Origin of the sequence: Streptomyces sp. ITFR-21 (assembly GCF_031844685.1) — a bacterium.
Classification (GTDB): domain Bacteria; phylum Actinomycetota; class Actinomycetes; order Streptomycetales; family Streptomycetaceae; genus Actinacidiphila.
Genome location: NZ_CP134605.1, coordinates 5,176,048 through 5,191,900 on the forward strand (window position 1 = coordinate 5,176,048; position 15,853 = coordinate 5,191,900).

A 15,853-nucleotide genomic window follows, 5' to 3' on the forward strand; every position below is an offset into this window, starting at 1 on the left:
TCATACCGCCGAGGTGGCCAGGCGGGCGAGCGCGGACAGCGGGATGGGCAGCCAGGCGGGGCGGTGCCTGGCCTCGTACCGGGCCTCGTAGACCGCCTTGTCCGTCTCGAAGGCCCGTATCAGCACGGGTTGTTCCCGTGGGTCGGTGCCGGACACCTCGGCGTACCCGGCGCAGAAGGCGTCCCGGTGGCGGGCCGCCCACGGACCGTTGCCGCTGTGGTGCGCGGCGTAGTCGAAGGACCGCAGCATGCCCGCCACGTCTTGGACCGGCGGCGCGGGCCTGCGGCGCTCGGCGAGCGGCCGGGCCGGCTCGCCCTCGAAGTCGATCAGCACCCACGCCCCGTCCGGCCCGCGCAGCGCCTGCCCGAGGTGCAGGTCGCCGTGGACGCGCTGGGCGAGTACGCCGCTGCCGGCCTCCCCGCCCGCGCCCGCCTTGGACAGGTCGTCGAAGGCGGCCCGCAGCGCGTCGGCGTACGGCCGTATCGCCGGCACCTCGGCCGCGGTCTCCTCCAGACGCCTTGCCATCGCTGAGGCGATACGTTCCAGCGCCGCTCCGTCCAGCCGCACCACGGGCAGCGCGGCGGCCAGGGAGGCGTGCACCTCGGCGGTGGCCCGGCCCAGCGCCGCGGCCTCGGACCGGAAGTCGCCGTCCTCGGCCACCGAGGCGGTGGCCAGCGTCCATCCGTCGGAGGAGCCCGGCAGGAACCGCTGGAGCACCCCGAGGGTGACCGGTTCGCCCACCGTCTCCTCCGCGTGCTCCCCGCGCTCCGCGTGCTCCCCGTGCTCCGCGTCGCGTCCGGCAGGCGCGCGGTCGTTTCCGGGGGTAACCTCGGCCTCGCGCGTACCGCTGTCCTCCGGCCCACCGCTGTTTCCGGGCGCGTCGCCGTCCGCCGTCGTCGCGGGGCCGTCGGACCCGGCGAGCGCCTCGAACCAGGCGACCGGCTCCGCCACCCGCCGGGAGCCCGCTCTGGCCAGGGCGAGCGACAGCTCCAGGTCCGGGTTGGTGCCGGGGGAGACCCGGCGGAAGAGCTTGAGGATGTAGGCGTCGCCGAAGACCACCGAGGTGTTGGACTGCTCGGCGGTGGACACCCGCGGGATCAGTCCCGGCGGGATGTCGGCGGACGGCTCGGCGGTGAACCGCAGCCGGCCGGCCTGTCCTGGCACCCGCAGCCGCTCCAGCAGTACGGCCGCCAGCCGGGGGTCGTGCGGGGCGTCGTAGAGGGTCATCCCGTCGTACGGGCCGCCGACGGCCGGGCCGAGCCCCGCGTGCACCAGCGAGGACGGCAGCAGGGGGTGCGCGCCCAGCAGCAGTTGGTAGCAGTCCGCCGCACGTCCCGGCTGCTCCACGTCGATCAGCACGTGCAGCAGCCCGAGCGGACCGAGCCGGCCGCCGGGCGGCACCAGCTCGGTCGCCGCGGCCAGCCCCAGCCGGCCGATCGGCAGGCCCTTGCCGGCGAACCAGCGCTGCCGCGGCAGCCAGCCGCGCAGCAGCGGGTCGAGCGAGCGCAGCAGGCCGGGCACCGGGTCACGCCCGGTGTCGGCCCCGGTGTCGGACCCGGGGGCCGAGGGCCCGGAGGCGGCCGGTGCGGAGGGCGCGGCAGGTGTTGGAGGCACAGGAGGTACACGGGTCCAGGAGGTGTCCGACATGACGTCCTTTCCCCGGGGAGTCGCGCACCCGGCCGCTTCTGCGAGCGGCGGGGGCGCCAGCCTCCCGGATGGCGGGTGCGGGCTGTCCGGCGACACGGGGGAGCCTGCCCCGGGCGGGTGACGGGAAACCGCCGTACGGGCTGCTGGAGGGGTACTTCCGGATCTCCCTGGATACTGCCAAAAGACGGTCGCGCCCGCACCTCGGGCACGCGGGGGGCCGGGCGCCCCGGCCCCCCTCCGTCAGACCTGGTCGCGGCGCAGCCGGAACCAGTAGAAGCCGTGGCCCGCCAGCGTCAGCAGGTACGGCAGTTGGCCGATCGCGGGGAAGCGGACCCCGCCGATCAGCTCCACCGGATGCCGGCCCGCGAATTGCCGCAGGTCGAGTTCGGTGGGCTGGGCGAACCGGGAGAAGTTGTTCACGCACAGCACCAGGTCGTCACCGTCCTCCCGCAGGAAGGCCAGCACGGCCGGGTTGCTGGACGGCAGCTCGGTATAGGAGCCGAGGCCGAACGCCCGGTTCTGCTTGCGGATCTCGATCATCCGTCGGGTCCAGTGCAGCAGCGAGCTGGGGGAGCTCATCTGCGCCTCGACGTTGGTGACCTGGTAGCCGTAGACCGGGTCCATGATCGTCGGCAGGAAGAGCCGGCCGGGGTCGCTGGAGGAGAAGCCGGCGTTGCGGTCGGGCGTCCACTGCATCGGGGTGCGGACCCCGTCGCGGTCGCCGAGCCAGATGTTGTCGCCCATGCCGATCTCGTCGCCGTAGTAGAGGATCGGCGAGCCCGGCAGGGACAGCAGCAGCGCGGTGAACAACTCGATCTGGTTGCGGTCGTTGTCCAGCAGCGGGGCCAGCCGGCGGCGGATCCCGATGTTGGCCCGCATCCGGGGGTCCTTGGCGTATTCCGCGTACATGTAGTCGCGCTCTTCGTCGGTGACCATCTCCAGGGTCAGCTCGTCGTGGTTGCGCAGGAAGATGCCCCACTGGCAGCTCGCCGGGATCGCCGGGGTCTTGGCCAGCACCTCGGAGACCGGGTAGCGGGACTCCCGGCGGACCGCCATGAAGATGCGCGGCATCACCGGGAAGTGGAACGCCATATGGCACTCGTCGCCCCCCTTCTCGAAGTCGCCGAAGTAGTCCACGACGTCCTCGGGCCACTGGTTGGCCTCGGCCAGCACCACCGTGTCCGGGTAGTGCGTGTCGATCTCCGCCCGCACCCGCTTGAGGAAGTCGTGGGTCTGCGGCAGGTTCTCGCAGTTGGTGCCCTCCTGCTGGTAGAGGTAGGGCACCGCGTCGAGCCGGAAGCCGTCGATGCCGAGGTCGAGCCAGAACCGCAGGGCGGCCAGGATCTCCTCCTGCACCTGCGGGTTCTCGTAGTTGAGGTCCGGCTGGTGGGAGAAGAACCGGTGCCAGTAGTACTGCTTGCGGACCGGGTCGAAGGTCCAGTTCGAGGTCTCGGTGTCGACGAAGATGATCCGGGCGTCCGGGAACTGCTTGTCGTCGTCCGCCCACGTGTAGTAGTCGCCGTACGGCCCCGTCGGGTCGCTGCGGGACTGCTGGAACCACTCGTGCTGGTCACTGGTGTGGTTCATGACGAAGTCGATGATCACGCGCATGCCGCGCTGGTGGGCGGCGTCCACGAACTCCACGAAGTCGGCCAGGTCGCCGAACTCCGGCAGCACCGCCGTGTAGTCGGACACGTCGTAGCCGCCGTCCCGCAGCGGGGAGGCGAAGAACGGCGGCAGCCACAGGCAGTCGACGCCCAGCCACTGCAGGTAGTCGAGTTTGGCGGTGATTCCCTTCAGGTCACCGACGCCGTCGCCGTTGCTGTCCTGGAAGGAGCGGACGAGGACTTCGTAGAACACCGCCCGTTTGAACCATTCGGGGTCGCGGTCCTTGGCCGGCGTGTCCTCGAAGGTGTCAGGAACGGGTTCGTTGACGATCAACTGAGTGACCCCCCGATCGATGGAGACGGTCGCAGCGACAGCACGTGCGCGGGCGCGCGGCCCGGCTCAAGGCGCACATAGTTGTCCCTGCCCCAGTGGTAGGTCTCGCCGGTGAGCTCGTCGCGCACCGGGAACGACTCGTGCCAGGAGAGGCCGAGTTCTGGCATGTTCAACGACAGGGTCGCTTCCTGGGTGTGGAACGGGTCCAGGTTGACGACCACCAGCACGACGTCGTCGTCCCGCCGCTTGGAGTAGGCCAGCAGCGTGTCGTTGTCCACGTGGTGGAACGTGATGTCCCGCAACTGCCGCAGCGCCGGGTGACGGCGGCGGAGCCGGTTGAGCGTGGTGAGCAGCGGTGCCAGCGAGCGGCCTTCCGCTTCCGCCGCGGCCCAGTCACGCGGCCGCAGCTGGTACTTCTCCGAGTCGAGGTACTCCTCGCTGCCCGGTTTCGCGGGGGTCGCCTCGCACAGTTCGAACCCCGCGTACACCCCCCAACTGGGGGAGAGGGTGGCGGCGAGCACCGCCCGCGTCTCGAACGCGGGACGGCCGCCGTTCTGCAGATAGGCATGGAGGATGTCGGGGGTGTTGACGAAGAAGTTCGGCCGCATCCAGGCTGCCGTCTCCTGGCTCAGCTCCACCATGTAGTCGGTCAGTTCGGCCTTGTTGTTACGCCAGGTGAAGTAGCTGTACGACTGCTGGAATCCGATCTGCGCCAAAATGTTCATCATGGCGGGGCGGGTGAACGCCTCGGCCAGGAAGATCACGTCGGGATCGGTCCGGTTGACGTCGGCGATCACCTTCTCCCAGAACACCACCGGCTTGGTGTGCGGGTTGTCCACCCGGAAGATCCGCACCCCGTGGGCCATCCAGTGCCGCAGCACCCGCAGGGTCTCCCGGACCAGGCCGGCGAAGTCCTCGTCGAAGGCGATGGGGTAGATGTCCTGGTACTTCTTCGGCGGGTTCTCGGCGTAGGCGATGCTGCCGTCGGCCCGGTGGGAGAACCACTCCGGATGCTTGGCCACCCAGGGGTGGTCGGGCGAGCACTGGAGGGCGAAGTCGAGCGCCACCTCCAGCCGCAGCTCGCGGGCGCGGGCCACGAAGCGGTCGAAGTCGGCGATGGTGCCCAGGTCCGGGTGGACCGCGTCGTGGCCGCCCGCCGGAGAGCCGATCGCCCACGGCGAGCCGACGTCGTCCGGGCCCGCCGACAGGCTGTTGTTGGGGCCCTTGCGGAAGGCTTCGCCGATCGGGTGGATGGGCGGCAGGTACACCACGTCGAAGCCCATGGCGGCCACCGCGGGCAGCCGCTCGGCCGCGGTGCGGAAGGTGCCCGAGCGCGGCGGCTCGCCCGGCCGGACCACCGCGCCCTCGGAGCGCGGGAAGAACTCGTACCAGGACCCGAACAGCGCCCGCTCCCGCTCCACCTGCAACGGCATCGGCCGGGAGGCGCTGACCAGTTCGCGCAGCGGGAAGCGGTCCAGCACGGCCACCACGTCCGGGGCGAGCGCGGCGGCGTGCCGGGCGGCGGCCGGCCGGCTCTCGTCCCGCAGCGCGTCCACCGCGGCCAGCACCGCCGCCCGCTCCTCGCCCTTGGGCACTCCGGCGGCGGCCCGCTCGTGCAGCCGGGCGCCCTCGGTCAGCACCAGATCGGTGTCGATGCCGGCCGGGATCTTGATACCGGCCGTGTGCCGCCAGGTGGCCACCGGGTCCGACCAGCCCTCCACGGCGTACGTCCAGCGGCCTTCCGAGGCCGGCGTGATCCGTGCGCCCCACCGGTCGGTGCCCGGTGCCAGCGGCCGCATCGGGGTGAACGGTCCGGGCCGGCCGGCCGGGTCGCGCAGCACCACGTTGGCGGCGACCGCGTCGTGTCCCTCCCGGAACACGGTCGCCGACACCTCGAAGGTCTCGCCGGCCACCGCCTTCGCCGGGCGGCGGCCGGAGTCCACCGCGGGGCGGACGTCGACAACGGGAATACGACCGATCATTGCCTCACCTGTGCAGCTCGGGATATTCGGGGCATTGGGGGAACACGATCATTCGGTTGGCACCGGGCGGACGCCCGGCTCTGCGTGTGTCCCGGCGGCGGGGCCCGCACGGGGGGCCTGCCGGGGCGGCCCGACGGACGGGCGCCTGACGGGCCTGGCGGCCCCGGCAGAAGGGAACGAAACGGGACGGGGACGGCGGCCCACGCCCTTTTTAACTGTTCTCGGCGCTGCCGGCCCACCCGACCGGCCTCCTCGTACGATCGCAATTCTGGGCGTTCACTCCGGTGGATCTGTGAGCGGGGCCACCTTGGAACAGGTGAGCCGGTCCACGCAAACCAGCCTGCCCCCGACCGGCCGGGTGAACGCACGGGCGGCCCCCGTTTCGGGAGCGCGACAGGTGCGCCCCAGTCCGCCGCGGGTCGCCTCCGTGAGCCGTCGGCGGCACGTTTGAACCAACGGATCGTGGAGATCGCTCCCGGCTTTCCGCTCACGGAGCTACGGTCGGGGTGTGAAGGCAATCCGTCGATTCACCGTGCGCACCGTCCTGCCGGAACCTCTGCGCCCGCTGGGGGAGCTGGCCCAAAACCTACGCTGGTCATGGCATCAGGAGACCAGAGAGCTCTTCCGGGGGGTGGATCCGGAAGGCTGGCGGGCCGCCCAGGGCGATCCGGTACGGCTGCTCGGCGCCGTGTCCAAGGAGCGGCTCAGCGCGCTGGCCGCCGACCGCCGCTTCCTGCGGCGGCTGGCCACCGCGGCCGAGGACCTCGCCGACTACACCGGCAACCCCCGCTGGTACCAGGAGCAGAACGACCTGCCCGCCGCCATCGCCTACTTCTCGCCGGAGTTCGGCATCACCTCGGCGCTGCCGCAGTACAGCGGCGGCCTGGGCATCCTCGCCGGAGACCACCTCAAGTCCGCCAGCGACCTCGGTGTGCCGCTGATCGGCGTCGGCCTGCTCTACCGGCACGGCTACTTCCGGCAGAGCCTGTCCCGCGAGGGCTGGCAGCAGGAGCACTACCCCGTACTCGATCCCAACTCGCTGCCGGTCACCCCGCTGCGGGAGCCCGACGGCGCCCCCGCCGAGGTCGCCCTGACCCTCACCGGCGGCCGGACCCTGCACGCCCGGATCTGGAAGGCCCAGGTCGGACGGGTCCCGCTGCTGCTGCTCGACTCCGACGTGGAGGGCAACCAGCCCGCCGAGCGCGACGTCACCGACCGGCTCTACGGGGGCGGCAGCGAGCACCGGCTGCTCCAGGAGATGCTGCTCGGCATCGGCGGCGTCCGCGCGGTGCGCGCCTACTGCCGGATCACCGGCCACCCGGAGCCCGAGGTCTTCCACACCAACGAGGGCCACGCCGGCTTCCTCGGCCTGGAGCGGATCAGGGAGCTCTCGCTGGACGGCCTGGACTTCGACGCCGCCCTGGAGGCGGTCCGGTCCGGCACGCTGTTCACCACCCACACGCCGGTCCCGGCCGGCATCGACCGCTTCGACCGGGACCTGGTCGGCCGCCACCTCGGCGACGGCGGTGAGCTGCCCGGCGTGGACATCGGCCGGATCCTGGAGCTGGGCCGCGAGACCTACCCCGGCGGCGACCCCAACCTGTTCAACATGGCCGTCATGGGGATGCGGCTCGCTCAGCGCGCCAACGGCGTCTCCACCCTGCACGGCGCGGTCAGCCGGGAGATGTTCGCCGGCCTGTGGCCCGGCTTCGACCCCGAGGACGTACCGATCACCTCGGTCACCAACGGTGTGCACGCCCCCACCTGGGTGGCGCCCGAGGTGCAGCGGCTGACCGCCCGGCACGCCGGGGCCCAGGCCGCCGAGGACGCGCTGACCGTCGGCGGCCACGACCGCTGGGAGGCCATCGCCGACATCCCCGACGCGGCGGTCTGGGAGCTGCGCCGCGAGCTGCGCGAGCAGCTGGTGGACGACGTGCGCCGCCGGGTGCGGGCCTCCTGGCGGCAGCGCGGCGCGGGCGACGCCGAGCTCGGCTGGACCGACCAGGTGCTCGACCCGGACGTGCTGACCATCGGCTTCGCCCGCCGGGTCCCCTCGTACAAGCGGCTCACCCTGATGCTGCGCGACCGGGAGCGGCTGACGGCCATGCTGCTGCACCCGGAGCGGCCGATCCAGATCGTGGTGGCCGGCAAGGCGCACCCCGCCGACGACGGCGGCAAGCGGCTGGTCCAGGAGCTGGTGCAGTTCACCGACGACCCCCGGGTCCGGCACCGCATCGTCTTCCTGCCCGACTACGACATGCGGATGGCGCGGCTGCTCTACCCCGGCTGCGATGTCTGGCTGAACAACCCGCTGCGCCCGCTGGAGGCGTGCGGCACCTCGGGGATGAAGGCCGCGCTCAACGGCTGCCTGAATTTGTCGGTGCTCGACGGCTGGTGGGACGAGTGGTTCGACGGCGACAACGGCTGGGCGATCCCCACCGCCGACGGGTTCTCCGACGAGGACCGCCGCGACCAGCTGGAGGCGGCGGCGCTCTACGAGCTGCTGGAGAACCAGGTCGCGCCGCGGTTCTACGACCACGGCCCGCAGGGCGTCCCGCAGCGCTGGATCGAGATGGTCCGGCACACCCTGACCACGCTCGGGCCCAAGGTGCTGGCCGGCCGGATGGTCCGCGACTACGTCAACCAGCTGTACGCGCCGGCCGCCCGTTCGCACCGCGCGGTGCGGGGGCCGGCCGCGGTCCAGCTGGCGGAGTGGAAGCGGCGGGTGCGGCAGCTGTGGCCGCAGGTCCGTGTCGACCACGTGGAGACCGGTCCGCTGGACGAGGCGGCCACCCCGGAGCTGGGCTCGACGCTCACGCTGCGGGCCCAGGTGTCCCTGGGCGGGCTGGACCCGTCAGACGTCGACGTCCAGCTGCTGTCCGGCCCGGTGGACGCCGCCGACCGGCTGACCGGCCCGGACGCGCTGTCGCTCAAGGCCGCCGGCCGAGTGGACGAGGCCGGGCGGTACTCCTACGAGGGCCAGCTCGCGCTGGACCGGACCGGCGCCTTCGGCTACACCGTCCGGGTGCTGCCGTCCCACCCGCTGCTGGCGACCCCGGCGGAGCTGGGCCTGGTGGCGGTGCCGCCGGAGACCGAGGGGATGACGGCGGGCGTGCTGCGCTAGTCGGCGGATCATGCCGTCCGGCCGTCCGCGAAGGCGGACACGGGGAAGGGCCCGCACCCGGTGTGCGGGCCCTTCCCGCGGTTCAGCTCATCTGGCGGATGTTCTCCGCCTGCGGGCCCTTCTGGCCCTGGGTGACGTCGAACTCGACCTTCTGGCCTTCGAGCAGCTCGCGGTAACCCTGCGACAGGATGTTGGAGTAGTGCGCGAAGACGTCGGAGCCGCCGCCGTCCTGCTCGATGAAGCCGAAGCCCTTTTCCGAGTTGAACCACTTCACGGTTCCGGTTGCCATATCCATCTCTCCTACTGGTGGGGCAGGTGTGTCCGGATCCGCACTGTACGGACCGGAATCGCCTCGGATGATCATCCCACACCGGAGGAAAAGGGTAAAAAACGGATGACCCGGGCCGGCGGTGGGGACGCCGGCCCGGGTCGGGACCGCATGCTCAGCGGGGGTACCGCTGATCAGGTGATCAGCTGACGTTCACCGCCGTGTCGTCCACCAGGAACGACGTCTGGAGGCTGGAGTCCTCGGTACCGGTGAACTTCAGCGTCACGGTCTGGCCCTTGAACGAGGTCAGGCTGACCGAGCGCTGCACGTAACCGGTGCCCTCGTTGAGGTTGGAGTAGCTGGCCAGGGTGGTGGAACCGGCCGTGACGGTGAGCTTGTCGTAGGCCGTGCTGGTCGTGGTCTCCGCCGAGCTGATGTACAGGTAGTACGTGAACGTCGCCGAGGTGGCGGTGGCCGGGATGGTCACCGACTGCGACAGCGTGTCGGTGTGCGTGGTGCCGTAGCCGTCCAGCCACGCCTTGTACGAGCCGGAGTGGGCCGGCGCGCTGGTGCTGTTGTCGATCACGCCGGTGGACTGGGTCCACGAGGTGGCGCCGCTTTCGAAGCCGGGGTTGAGCAGCAGCTGGCCGCCAGTGCTGCCGGTGGGCGTGATGGTCCAGGTGAAGGACGCCGAACCGGTGGCGTTGGTGGAGTCCGTCGCCGTGACCGTCACGTTGAAGGTGCCCGTCGCGGTCGGGGTGCCGGAGATCAGACCCGTGGAGGCGCCGATCGACAGGCCGGTCGGCAGGCCGGTCGCGGTGTAGGACAGGGCGCCGCTGTTGGTGCTGCTGGCGGAGATCTGCAGGCTGGCCGCGGTGTTCACCACGGAGGACTGGGCAGCCGGGGTGGTGACGGTCACACCGGTCGGGGTGGTCACCCGGCTGCCGACGTTGATCGCCGCCCAGGTGTTGGCGACCGTGTTGTACGTGGCGCTGCCCGCACCCCACAGGTCGGCCGCGGCCTGCAGCGACTGGGTGCGCGCCGAGGCGTAGTTGGTGGTGGAGGTGAAGCGCTCGGTGAGCGACTTGTACCAGAGCTTGAGGGCGTTGTCCCGGCCGATGCCGGGCACCGACAGGCCGTCGGAGGTCGGGCTGTTGTAGCTGACCCCGCCGATCACCTTGGCGCCGCTGCCCTCGGACAGCAGGTAGAAGAAGTGGTTGGCCGGGCCGGACGAGTAGTGCACGTCCAGGCCGCCCAGGCTGGAGGACCAGTAGTCCTTCGAGCCGCCGTCCTTGCTCGGCTTGTCCTCGTAGCGCAGCGGGCTGCCGTCGCCGTTGATGTCGATCTCTTCGCCGATCAGGTAGTCACCCGGGTCGGACGAGTTGTTGGCGTAGAACTCCACGCCGGTACCGAAGATGTCCGAGGTCGCCTCGTTCAGGCCGCCGGACTCACCGGAGTAGTTCAGGTCGGCGGTGTTCGCGGTGACGCCGTGGCTCATCTCGTGCCCGGCCACGTCCAGCGCGGTCAGCGGGTGGGTGTTGCCGCTGCCGTCGCCGTACGTCATGCAGAAGCAGGAGTCGTCCCAGAACGCGTTCACGTAGTTGTTGCCGTAGTGCGTGCTGGAGTACGCCGCCTGGCCGTCGTCGGCGATGCCGTTGCGGCCGTAGGTGTTCTTGTAGAAGTCCCACGTCTCCTGGGCGCCGTAGGCGGCGTCCACACCGGCGGTCTGCGCGGTGGCGCCGTTCCCGTCGCCCCAGACGTCGTCGGCGTCGGTGAACAGCGTGCCCTTGCCGGAGGTCGCGTGGTTCAGGTTGTACGTGCTGTGGCCGCCGCGGCTGGCGTCGGTCAGGCTGTACGAGGAGCCCGAGTGGGTGGTGGTGATGTTCACCTGCCCGCTGTACTCACTGTTGCCGACACTGGTCTCGATGCCCTGGTACTGGAAGAGCTTCGCACCGGTGTTGGCGTCGGTGATCACGTGCAGCTGGTTCGGCGTGCCGTCCTCCTGGAAGCCGCCGATCACCGACTCCCAGGCCAGCGTGGGGGTGCCGTCGGCCGCCCAGATCACCTTGCGCGGCGCGTTGGCCGCCGTCGGGCTCGCGGCGCCCGCCGCCTTCGCGGCGGTCAGCGCGTACGACTTGGCGGAGTCGGCGGTCTTGGCCGGGGTGACGCTGCTCACCGCGATGGCGGCGCCGGTCGCCTTGTCGACGGAGGTGGTGGCGCCGGCCGCGTTCTGGGCGACGACCAGGTCACCGCCGAGGACCGGGAGCCCCAGGTAGGTGCGCTCGTAGCGGGTGTGGGTGGTGCCGTCGACGTCCTTGACGACGTCCTTGACGACGAGCTTCTCGTTCGCACCGAGGTGCAGCGACGAAGCGGTGGTCGCGGCCTGGGACTGCTTCTGGGAGACCAGGGCGGTCCGCTGGGCCGGGGACAGGCCGGCCGGCAGCGCGCCGGCGCGGGGCGCGGCGTGGGTGGCGGCCTGTGCGGCCGGGGTGGCGGTGCCCGTCTGGGCCAACGCCGATCCGGCGGGCAGGCTGACGGCGACCAGAGCGGCTCCGGCGATCAGGGCGCCGGCCGCGGCTACTGTTCGGGGGGTTCTGCGCACTCGTTGACACTCCTTCTGCGGCGACCGCGGGTGGCGCGGCCGGGACAGTCCGGGCAGGTGGGGATGGTGGGCTGCCCGGGTAGAGCTGTGGTGGGGCTGTATTGCTGCTGTGCAGCGGTGTTGCTGTGGAACGGGGCACAGAGTCGCATCCTTTACCTGTCCATGTCATTGGCGTGACTCAAAAATGGCTGAAAGTCGTTCGCTGGGCGGTTCATGGGGTTCGCATAGCGGGCGGTTGTGATCCCCGTGTTGCGCGCTGGCAAAGAATTCCGGCCCGCAAAAGGGGTGGCGCATGGCAAATCGCCCCAGTAGGCGGACCGACCGCTCGGCCCCTGTCAACTCGGATGGCGCGGCGCATGGCTGGATTGCGTATGACACGTTGTTCGGTGCCGGCGGCGAAAACCAGGTGAGGGCTGTCAGTGCCGCGCCCTAGGGTCGACAGGTGACGACTGGAACGAGCTCCGACGCCGAGACCGCCGTCCCCCCGCATTCGTCGCTGCGCTCACTGCTGCGGCTGTGGCCGTACGTGAGACCGGTCCGCACCCGGCTCGCCGTCTCGGCGGTCGTCGCCGTGGTGGCGTCGTGCATGTCGCTGCTGATCCCGCTGGTGCTCAAGTGGATGGTCGACGGCCCGGTCCAGGACCACGACCCCGGCGGAGCCTGGCTCGGCGGCGGCCTGGTACTGCTGCTCGGGCTGCTGGAGGCGCTGCTGTTCGGCGTGCGGCGGTGGATGGTGGCCAGACCGCTGGCCGGGGTCGAGGCCGGGATGCGGGCCGACCTCTACCGGCACCTGCAACGGCTGCCGGTGGACTTCCACGACCGGTGGGCGTCGGGGCAGCTGCTCTCCAGGGCCACCACGGACCTGCAGATCCTGCGGATGTTCCTCGCCTTCCCGCTGGTGTTCCTGGTGGTCAACACCGCCACAGTGGTGATCGGGTTCGCGATCCTGTTCGCCCAGTCGTGGCCGCTCGGACTGCTGCTGCTCACACCCGCGGTGCCGCTGGTCGTCCTGTGCTCCTACTTCGAGACGCGGTACGCGTTCGCCGCCCGCAGTGCCCAGGACCAGGCCGGCGACCTGGCGACGGTGGTCGAGGAATCGGTGCTCGGCATCCGGATCGTCAAGGCCTTCGGACGCCACCGCAGCCAGGCGCGGGCCTTCAGGGCCAAGTCCCGGCAGCTGTGGCACACCGAGATGCGCAAGGCCCGGCTGCTGTCGGACATCTGGGCGGTCATCATGACGCTGCCCGAGCTGGCGATCGGCGGCGCGCTGCTGGTCGGCGTGCTCCAGGTCGCCGACGACCGGCTGTCGGCCGGCACCCTGGTGGCCTTCTTGTCCACCGCGCTGGCGCTGCGCTGGCCGGTGGAGTCCATCGGCTTCCTGCTGGCGATGAGCAACGAATCGGCCACCGCCGCCGACCGCTACTTCGAGGCGATGGACGCCCCCGAGGCGGACCCGGCCGGCCGCGCGGTGCTGCCGACGGCCGACGGCCTGCGGCTGGAGGGCGTCCGCTTCCGCTACCCCGACGCCCCGGCGGACAGCTTTGAACTGCTGGCCGGTGTCGACCTGCACATCCCCTCCGGCGAGACGATGGCGCTGGTCGGCGCGACCGGCAGCGGCAAGACGACGCTGACCGCGCTGCTGCCCAGGCTGCACGAGGCGACCGGCGGCCGGATCGCCCTGGACGGCGCCGACACCGCCGAACTGTCCGTCACCCGGCTGCGCGAGCTGGTCGCCGTCGCCTTCGAGGAGCCGACGCTGTTCTCGGCGACGGTACGGGAGAACGTGGAGATGGGCGCGGGACCGGACGGGGTGACCGAGGAGGACGTGCTGCGGGCCCTGGCCGTCGCGCAGTGCGACTTCGTCCACCACCTGCCGGCGGGGCTGGACACCCAGGTCGGCGAGCAGGGGCTGAGCCTGTCCGGCGGCCAGCGGCAGCGGCTCGCACTGGCCCGCGCCGTCGTCGGCCGCCCGCGGTTCCTGGTGCTGGACGACCCGCTGTCCGCGCTGGACGTGCACACCGAGGCGCTGGTCGAGGCGGCGCTGCGCGAGGTGCTGCGGGAGACCACCGCGCTGGTCGTCGCCCACCGGCCCTCGACCGTACTGCTCGCCGACCGGGTGGCCCTGCTGTCCGGCGGCCGGATCGCGGCGGTCGGCACCCACCAGGAGCTGCTGCGGGACAGCGCCGAGTACCGGCACCTGATGTCGGGCGACGACGAGCCGCCCGCCGCCGGGGCCGTCCCGGCCGACCACACCCCGGCGCCCGCGCTGGAAAGGAGTGACGCCCGATGACGTCCGCGGCAGCACCCACCGCCACCGGGCCGGAGGGTCCACGAGGCCCGCAGGGGCCACCGGAGCCGCAACGGCAGGGACCACAGGGGTCACAGGGCCCAGAGAGCCCAGAGGGGCCACAGGGGCCGCGGCGGGGCCCGCGGGAGCGCGCGGAGCCGGCGGACGCCGCCGGGCAACCCGCCGACGCCTTCGACCGCGACATCCTGCCCGCCCCCGGGAACGCCCAGCGCGCCCTGCTGCGTTCACTGCTGCACGCGCACACCCGGCGGGTCTGGCTCGCCGCCGTCCTGCTGCTCGTCCAGCAGGCCGCCGTCCAGGCCGGGCCGCTGCTGGTCGCGTACGCCATCGACCACGCCATCCCGCAGGTCCGCGACGGCCGGCACGGCGCACTGGCCGCGGTCGCGGCCGGCTACCTCGGCTGCGGGCTGCTGTCCGGGGCGCTGCAGCGCTGGTTCATCCGGGTGGCCGCGGTCATCAGCCAGGACGTGCTGATCGACCTGCGCGGCCGGATCTTCCGGCACGCCCAGTCGCTCAGCCTGGACTTCCACGAGCGCTATACCTCGGGGCGGCTGATCGCCCGTGCCACCTCCGACGTGGAGTCCATCCGCGAACTGCTCACCGAGGGCCTGGAGGAGCTGATCGGGGTGGTGCTGTCCGCGCTCTACATCACCGTGCTGCTGCTGTTCCTGGACTGGCGGCTGGGTCTGGCCACCCTGGTCAGCTACGGTCCGCTGTACGTCGCCATCCGGGCCTTCCAGCGCCGCTCGATGATCGCCTACCGGAAGCGGTCCACGGCCATCGCGGCGGTCATCGTGAAGTTCACCGAGACGATGAACGGCATCCGCCCGGTGAAGGCGTTCCGCCGCGAGGAGCCCAACGACGCGGCCTTCCGGGTGCTGAACCGGCGGCACGAGCTGGCCAACGGCGACGCGATCCTGGAGATGGCGCGGTATGTCATGGGGTCCCGGCTGATCGCCAACGTCACCATCGCCGGGATCGTGCTGTGGGGCGCCTACCGGGTGGCCGGCGGCGGCATGGCGCTGGGCGTGCTGGCCGCGTTCGTGCTGTACCTGCGCCGGCTCTACGACCCGATCGACCGGCTCGGCATGTTCCTCAACTCCTACCAGTCGGCCGCCGCGTCGCTGGAGAAGATCGCCGGGCTGCTCGCGCAGGCGCCGGCCGTGCCGGATCCGGAGCAGCCGGTGCCGCTGCCCGAGCGCGCCGCAGGGGAGCCCGGCCGGGAGGTCGTCTTCGACGCGGTGCGGTTCGCCTACCGGACCGGCGGCGAGGTGCTGCCCGCCTTCGACCTGCGTCTGCCCGCCGGGCAGACCGTCGCGGTCGTCGGCGCGACCGGTGCCGGCAAGTCGACGCTGGTCAAGCTGCTGGCCCGGTTCTACGACCCCACGGACGGCCGGGTGCTGCTCGACGGGGTCTCGCTGCGCGACCTGGCGCGGACCGACCTGAGGCGCGGGGTCGTCATGGTCACCCAGGAGGCGTTCCTCTTCTCCGGCACGGTCGCCGACAACATCACCATCGGCAAGCCCGACGCCACCCGCGAGGAGGTCGAGGCGGCGGCCAAGGCCATCGGCGCCCATGCGTTCATCGCCGCCCTGCCCGACGGCTACGACACCGACGTCCGCAAGCGCGGCGGCCGGATCTCCGCCGGGCAGCGCCAACTCGTCGCCTTCGCACGGGCGCTGCTGGCGGACCCGGCGGTGCTGGTCCTGGACGAGGCCACCTCCTCGCTGGACGTGCCGGGGGAGCGGGCCGTGCAGTCCGCGATGCGGACCGTCCTCAGGGGCCGTACCGCGGTGATCGTCGCGCACCGGCTGTCCACCGTCGAGATCGCCGACCGGGTGCTGGTGATGCGGGACGGCCGGATCGTGGAGGACGGCACACCGGAACGGCTCATCGACGACAACGGGCACTTCGCGGGGCTGCACCAGGCGTGGCGGGACAGCCTGGTCTGAGGCGGACCCGCAGCCGGCGGTCCGCCCCG

8 protein-coding genes are annotated in these 15,853 nt (G+C 71.8%); 3 read left to right on the top strand and 5 right to left on the bottom strand.

Features of this window, described 5'->3' with window-relative positions; all coding sequences use genetic code 11:
- The 3 genes from RLT57_RS23305 to RLT57_RS23315 form a co-directional block, all read right to left on the bottom strand.
- Positions 1–1,647, bottom strand: coding sequence for a maltokinase N-terminal cap-like domain-containing protein (locus RLT57_RS23305; protein ID WP_399129215.1), 1,647 nt, complete (start codon positions 1,645–1,647; stop codon positions 1–3).
- Between the two features lie 240 nt (positions 1,648–1,887).
- A complete protein-coding gene (treS, locus tag RLT57_RS23310; protein ID WP_311299231.1) occupies positions 1,888–3,588 on the bottom strand; it encodes a maltose alpha-D-glucosyltransferase in 1,701 nt (566 codons plus the stop codon).
- On the bottom strand, positions 3,585–5,570 hold the full coding sequence (locus tag RLT57_RS23315; protein WP_311299232.1) for an alpha-1,4-glucan--maltose-1-phosphate maltosyltransferase: 1,986 nt from the start codon (positions 5,568–5,570) through the stop codon (positions 3,585–3,587). The genes treS and RLT57_RS23315 overlap by 4 nt, the downstream gene beginning before the upstream one ends.
- Positions 5,571–6,078: 508 nt before the next feature.
- On the opposite strand from RLT57_RS23315, the gene RLT57_RS23320 reads away from it, so the two are divergent.
- Positions 6,079–8,694, top strand: a complete 2,616-nt coding sequence (locus RLT57_RS23320; protein WP_311299233.1) for a glycosyltransferase family 1 protein — start codon at positions 6,079–6,081, stop codon at positions 8,692–8,694.
- 82 nt (positions 8,695–8,776) lie between these two features.
- Here the strand turns inward: RLT57_RS23320 and RLT57_RS23325 are convergent, their stop codons facing one another.
- Positions 8,777–8,983, bottom strand: a complete 207-nt coding sequence (locus RLT57_RS23325) for a cold-shock protein (RefSeq protein WP_311299234.1) — start codon at positions 8,981–8,983, stop codon at positions 8,777–8,779.
- 181 nt (positions 8,984–9,164) lie between these two features.
- Positions 9,165–11,564 (bottom strand): M4 family metallopeptidase, encoded by a 2,400-nt coding sequence (locus tag RLT57_RS23330; protein ID WP_311299235.1) that lies wholly within the window; start codon positions 11,562–11,564, stop codon positions 9,165–9,167.
- Positions 11,565–12,060: 496 nt separating this feature from the next.
- Between RLT57_RS23330 and RLT57_RS23335 the strand changes: the two genes are divergently transcribed.
- Positions 12,061–13,854 (top strand): ABC transporter ATP-binding protein, encoded by a 1,794-nt coding sequence (locus RLT57_RS23335; RefSeq protein ID WP_311300821.1) that lies wholly within the window; start codon positions 12,061–12,063, stop codon positions 13,852–13,854.
- Positions 13,851–15,824 (top strand): ABC transporter ATP-binding protein, encoded by a 1,974-nt coding sequence (locus tag RLT57_RS23340; protein WP_311299236.1) that lies wholly within the window; start codon positions 13,851–13,853, stop codon positions 15,822–15,824. Before RLT57_RS23335 ends, RLT57_RS23340 begins: the two co-directional genes overlap by 4 nt.
- Positions 15,825–15,853 lie beyond the last annotated feature (29 nt).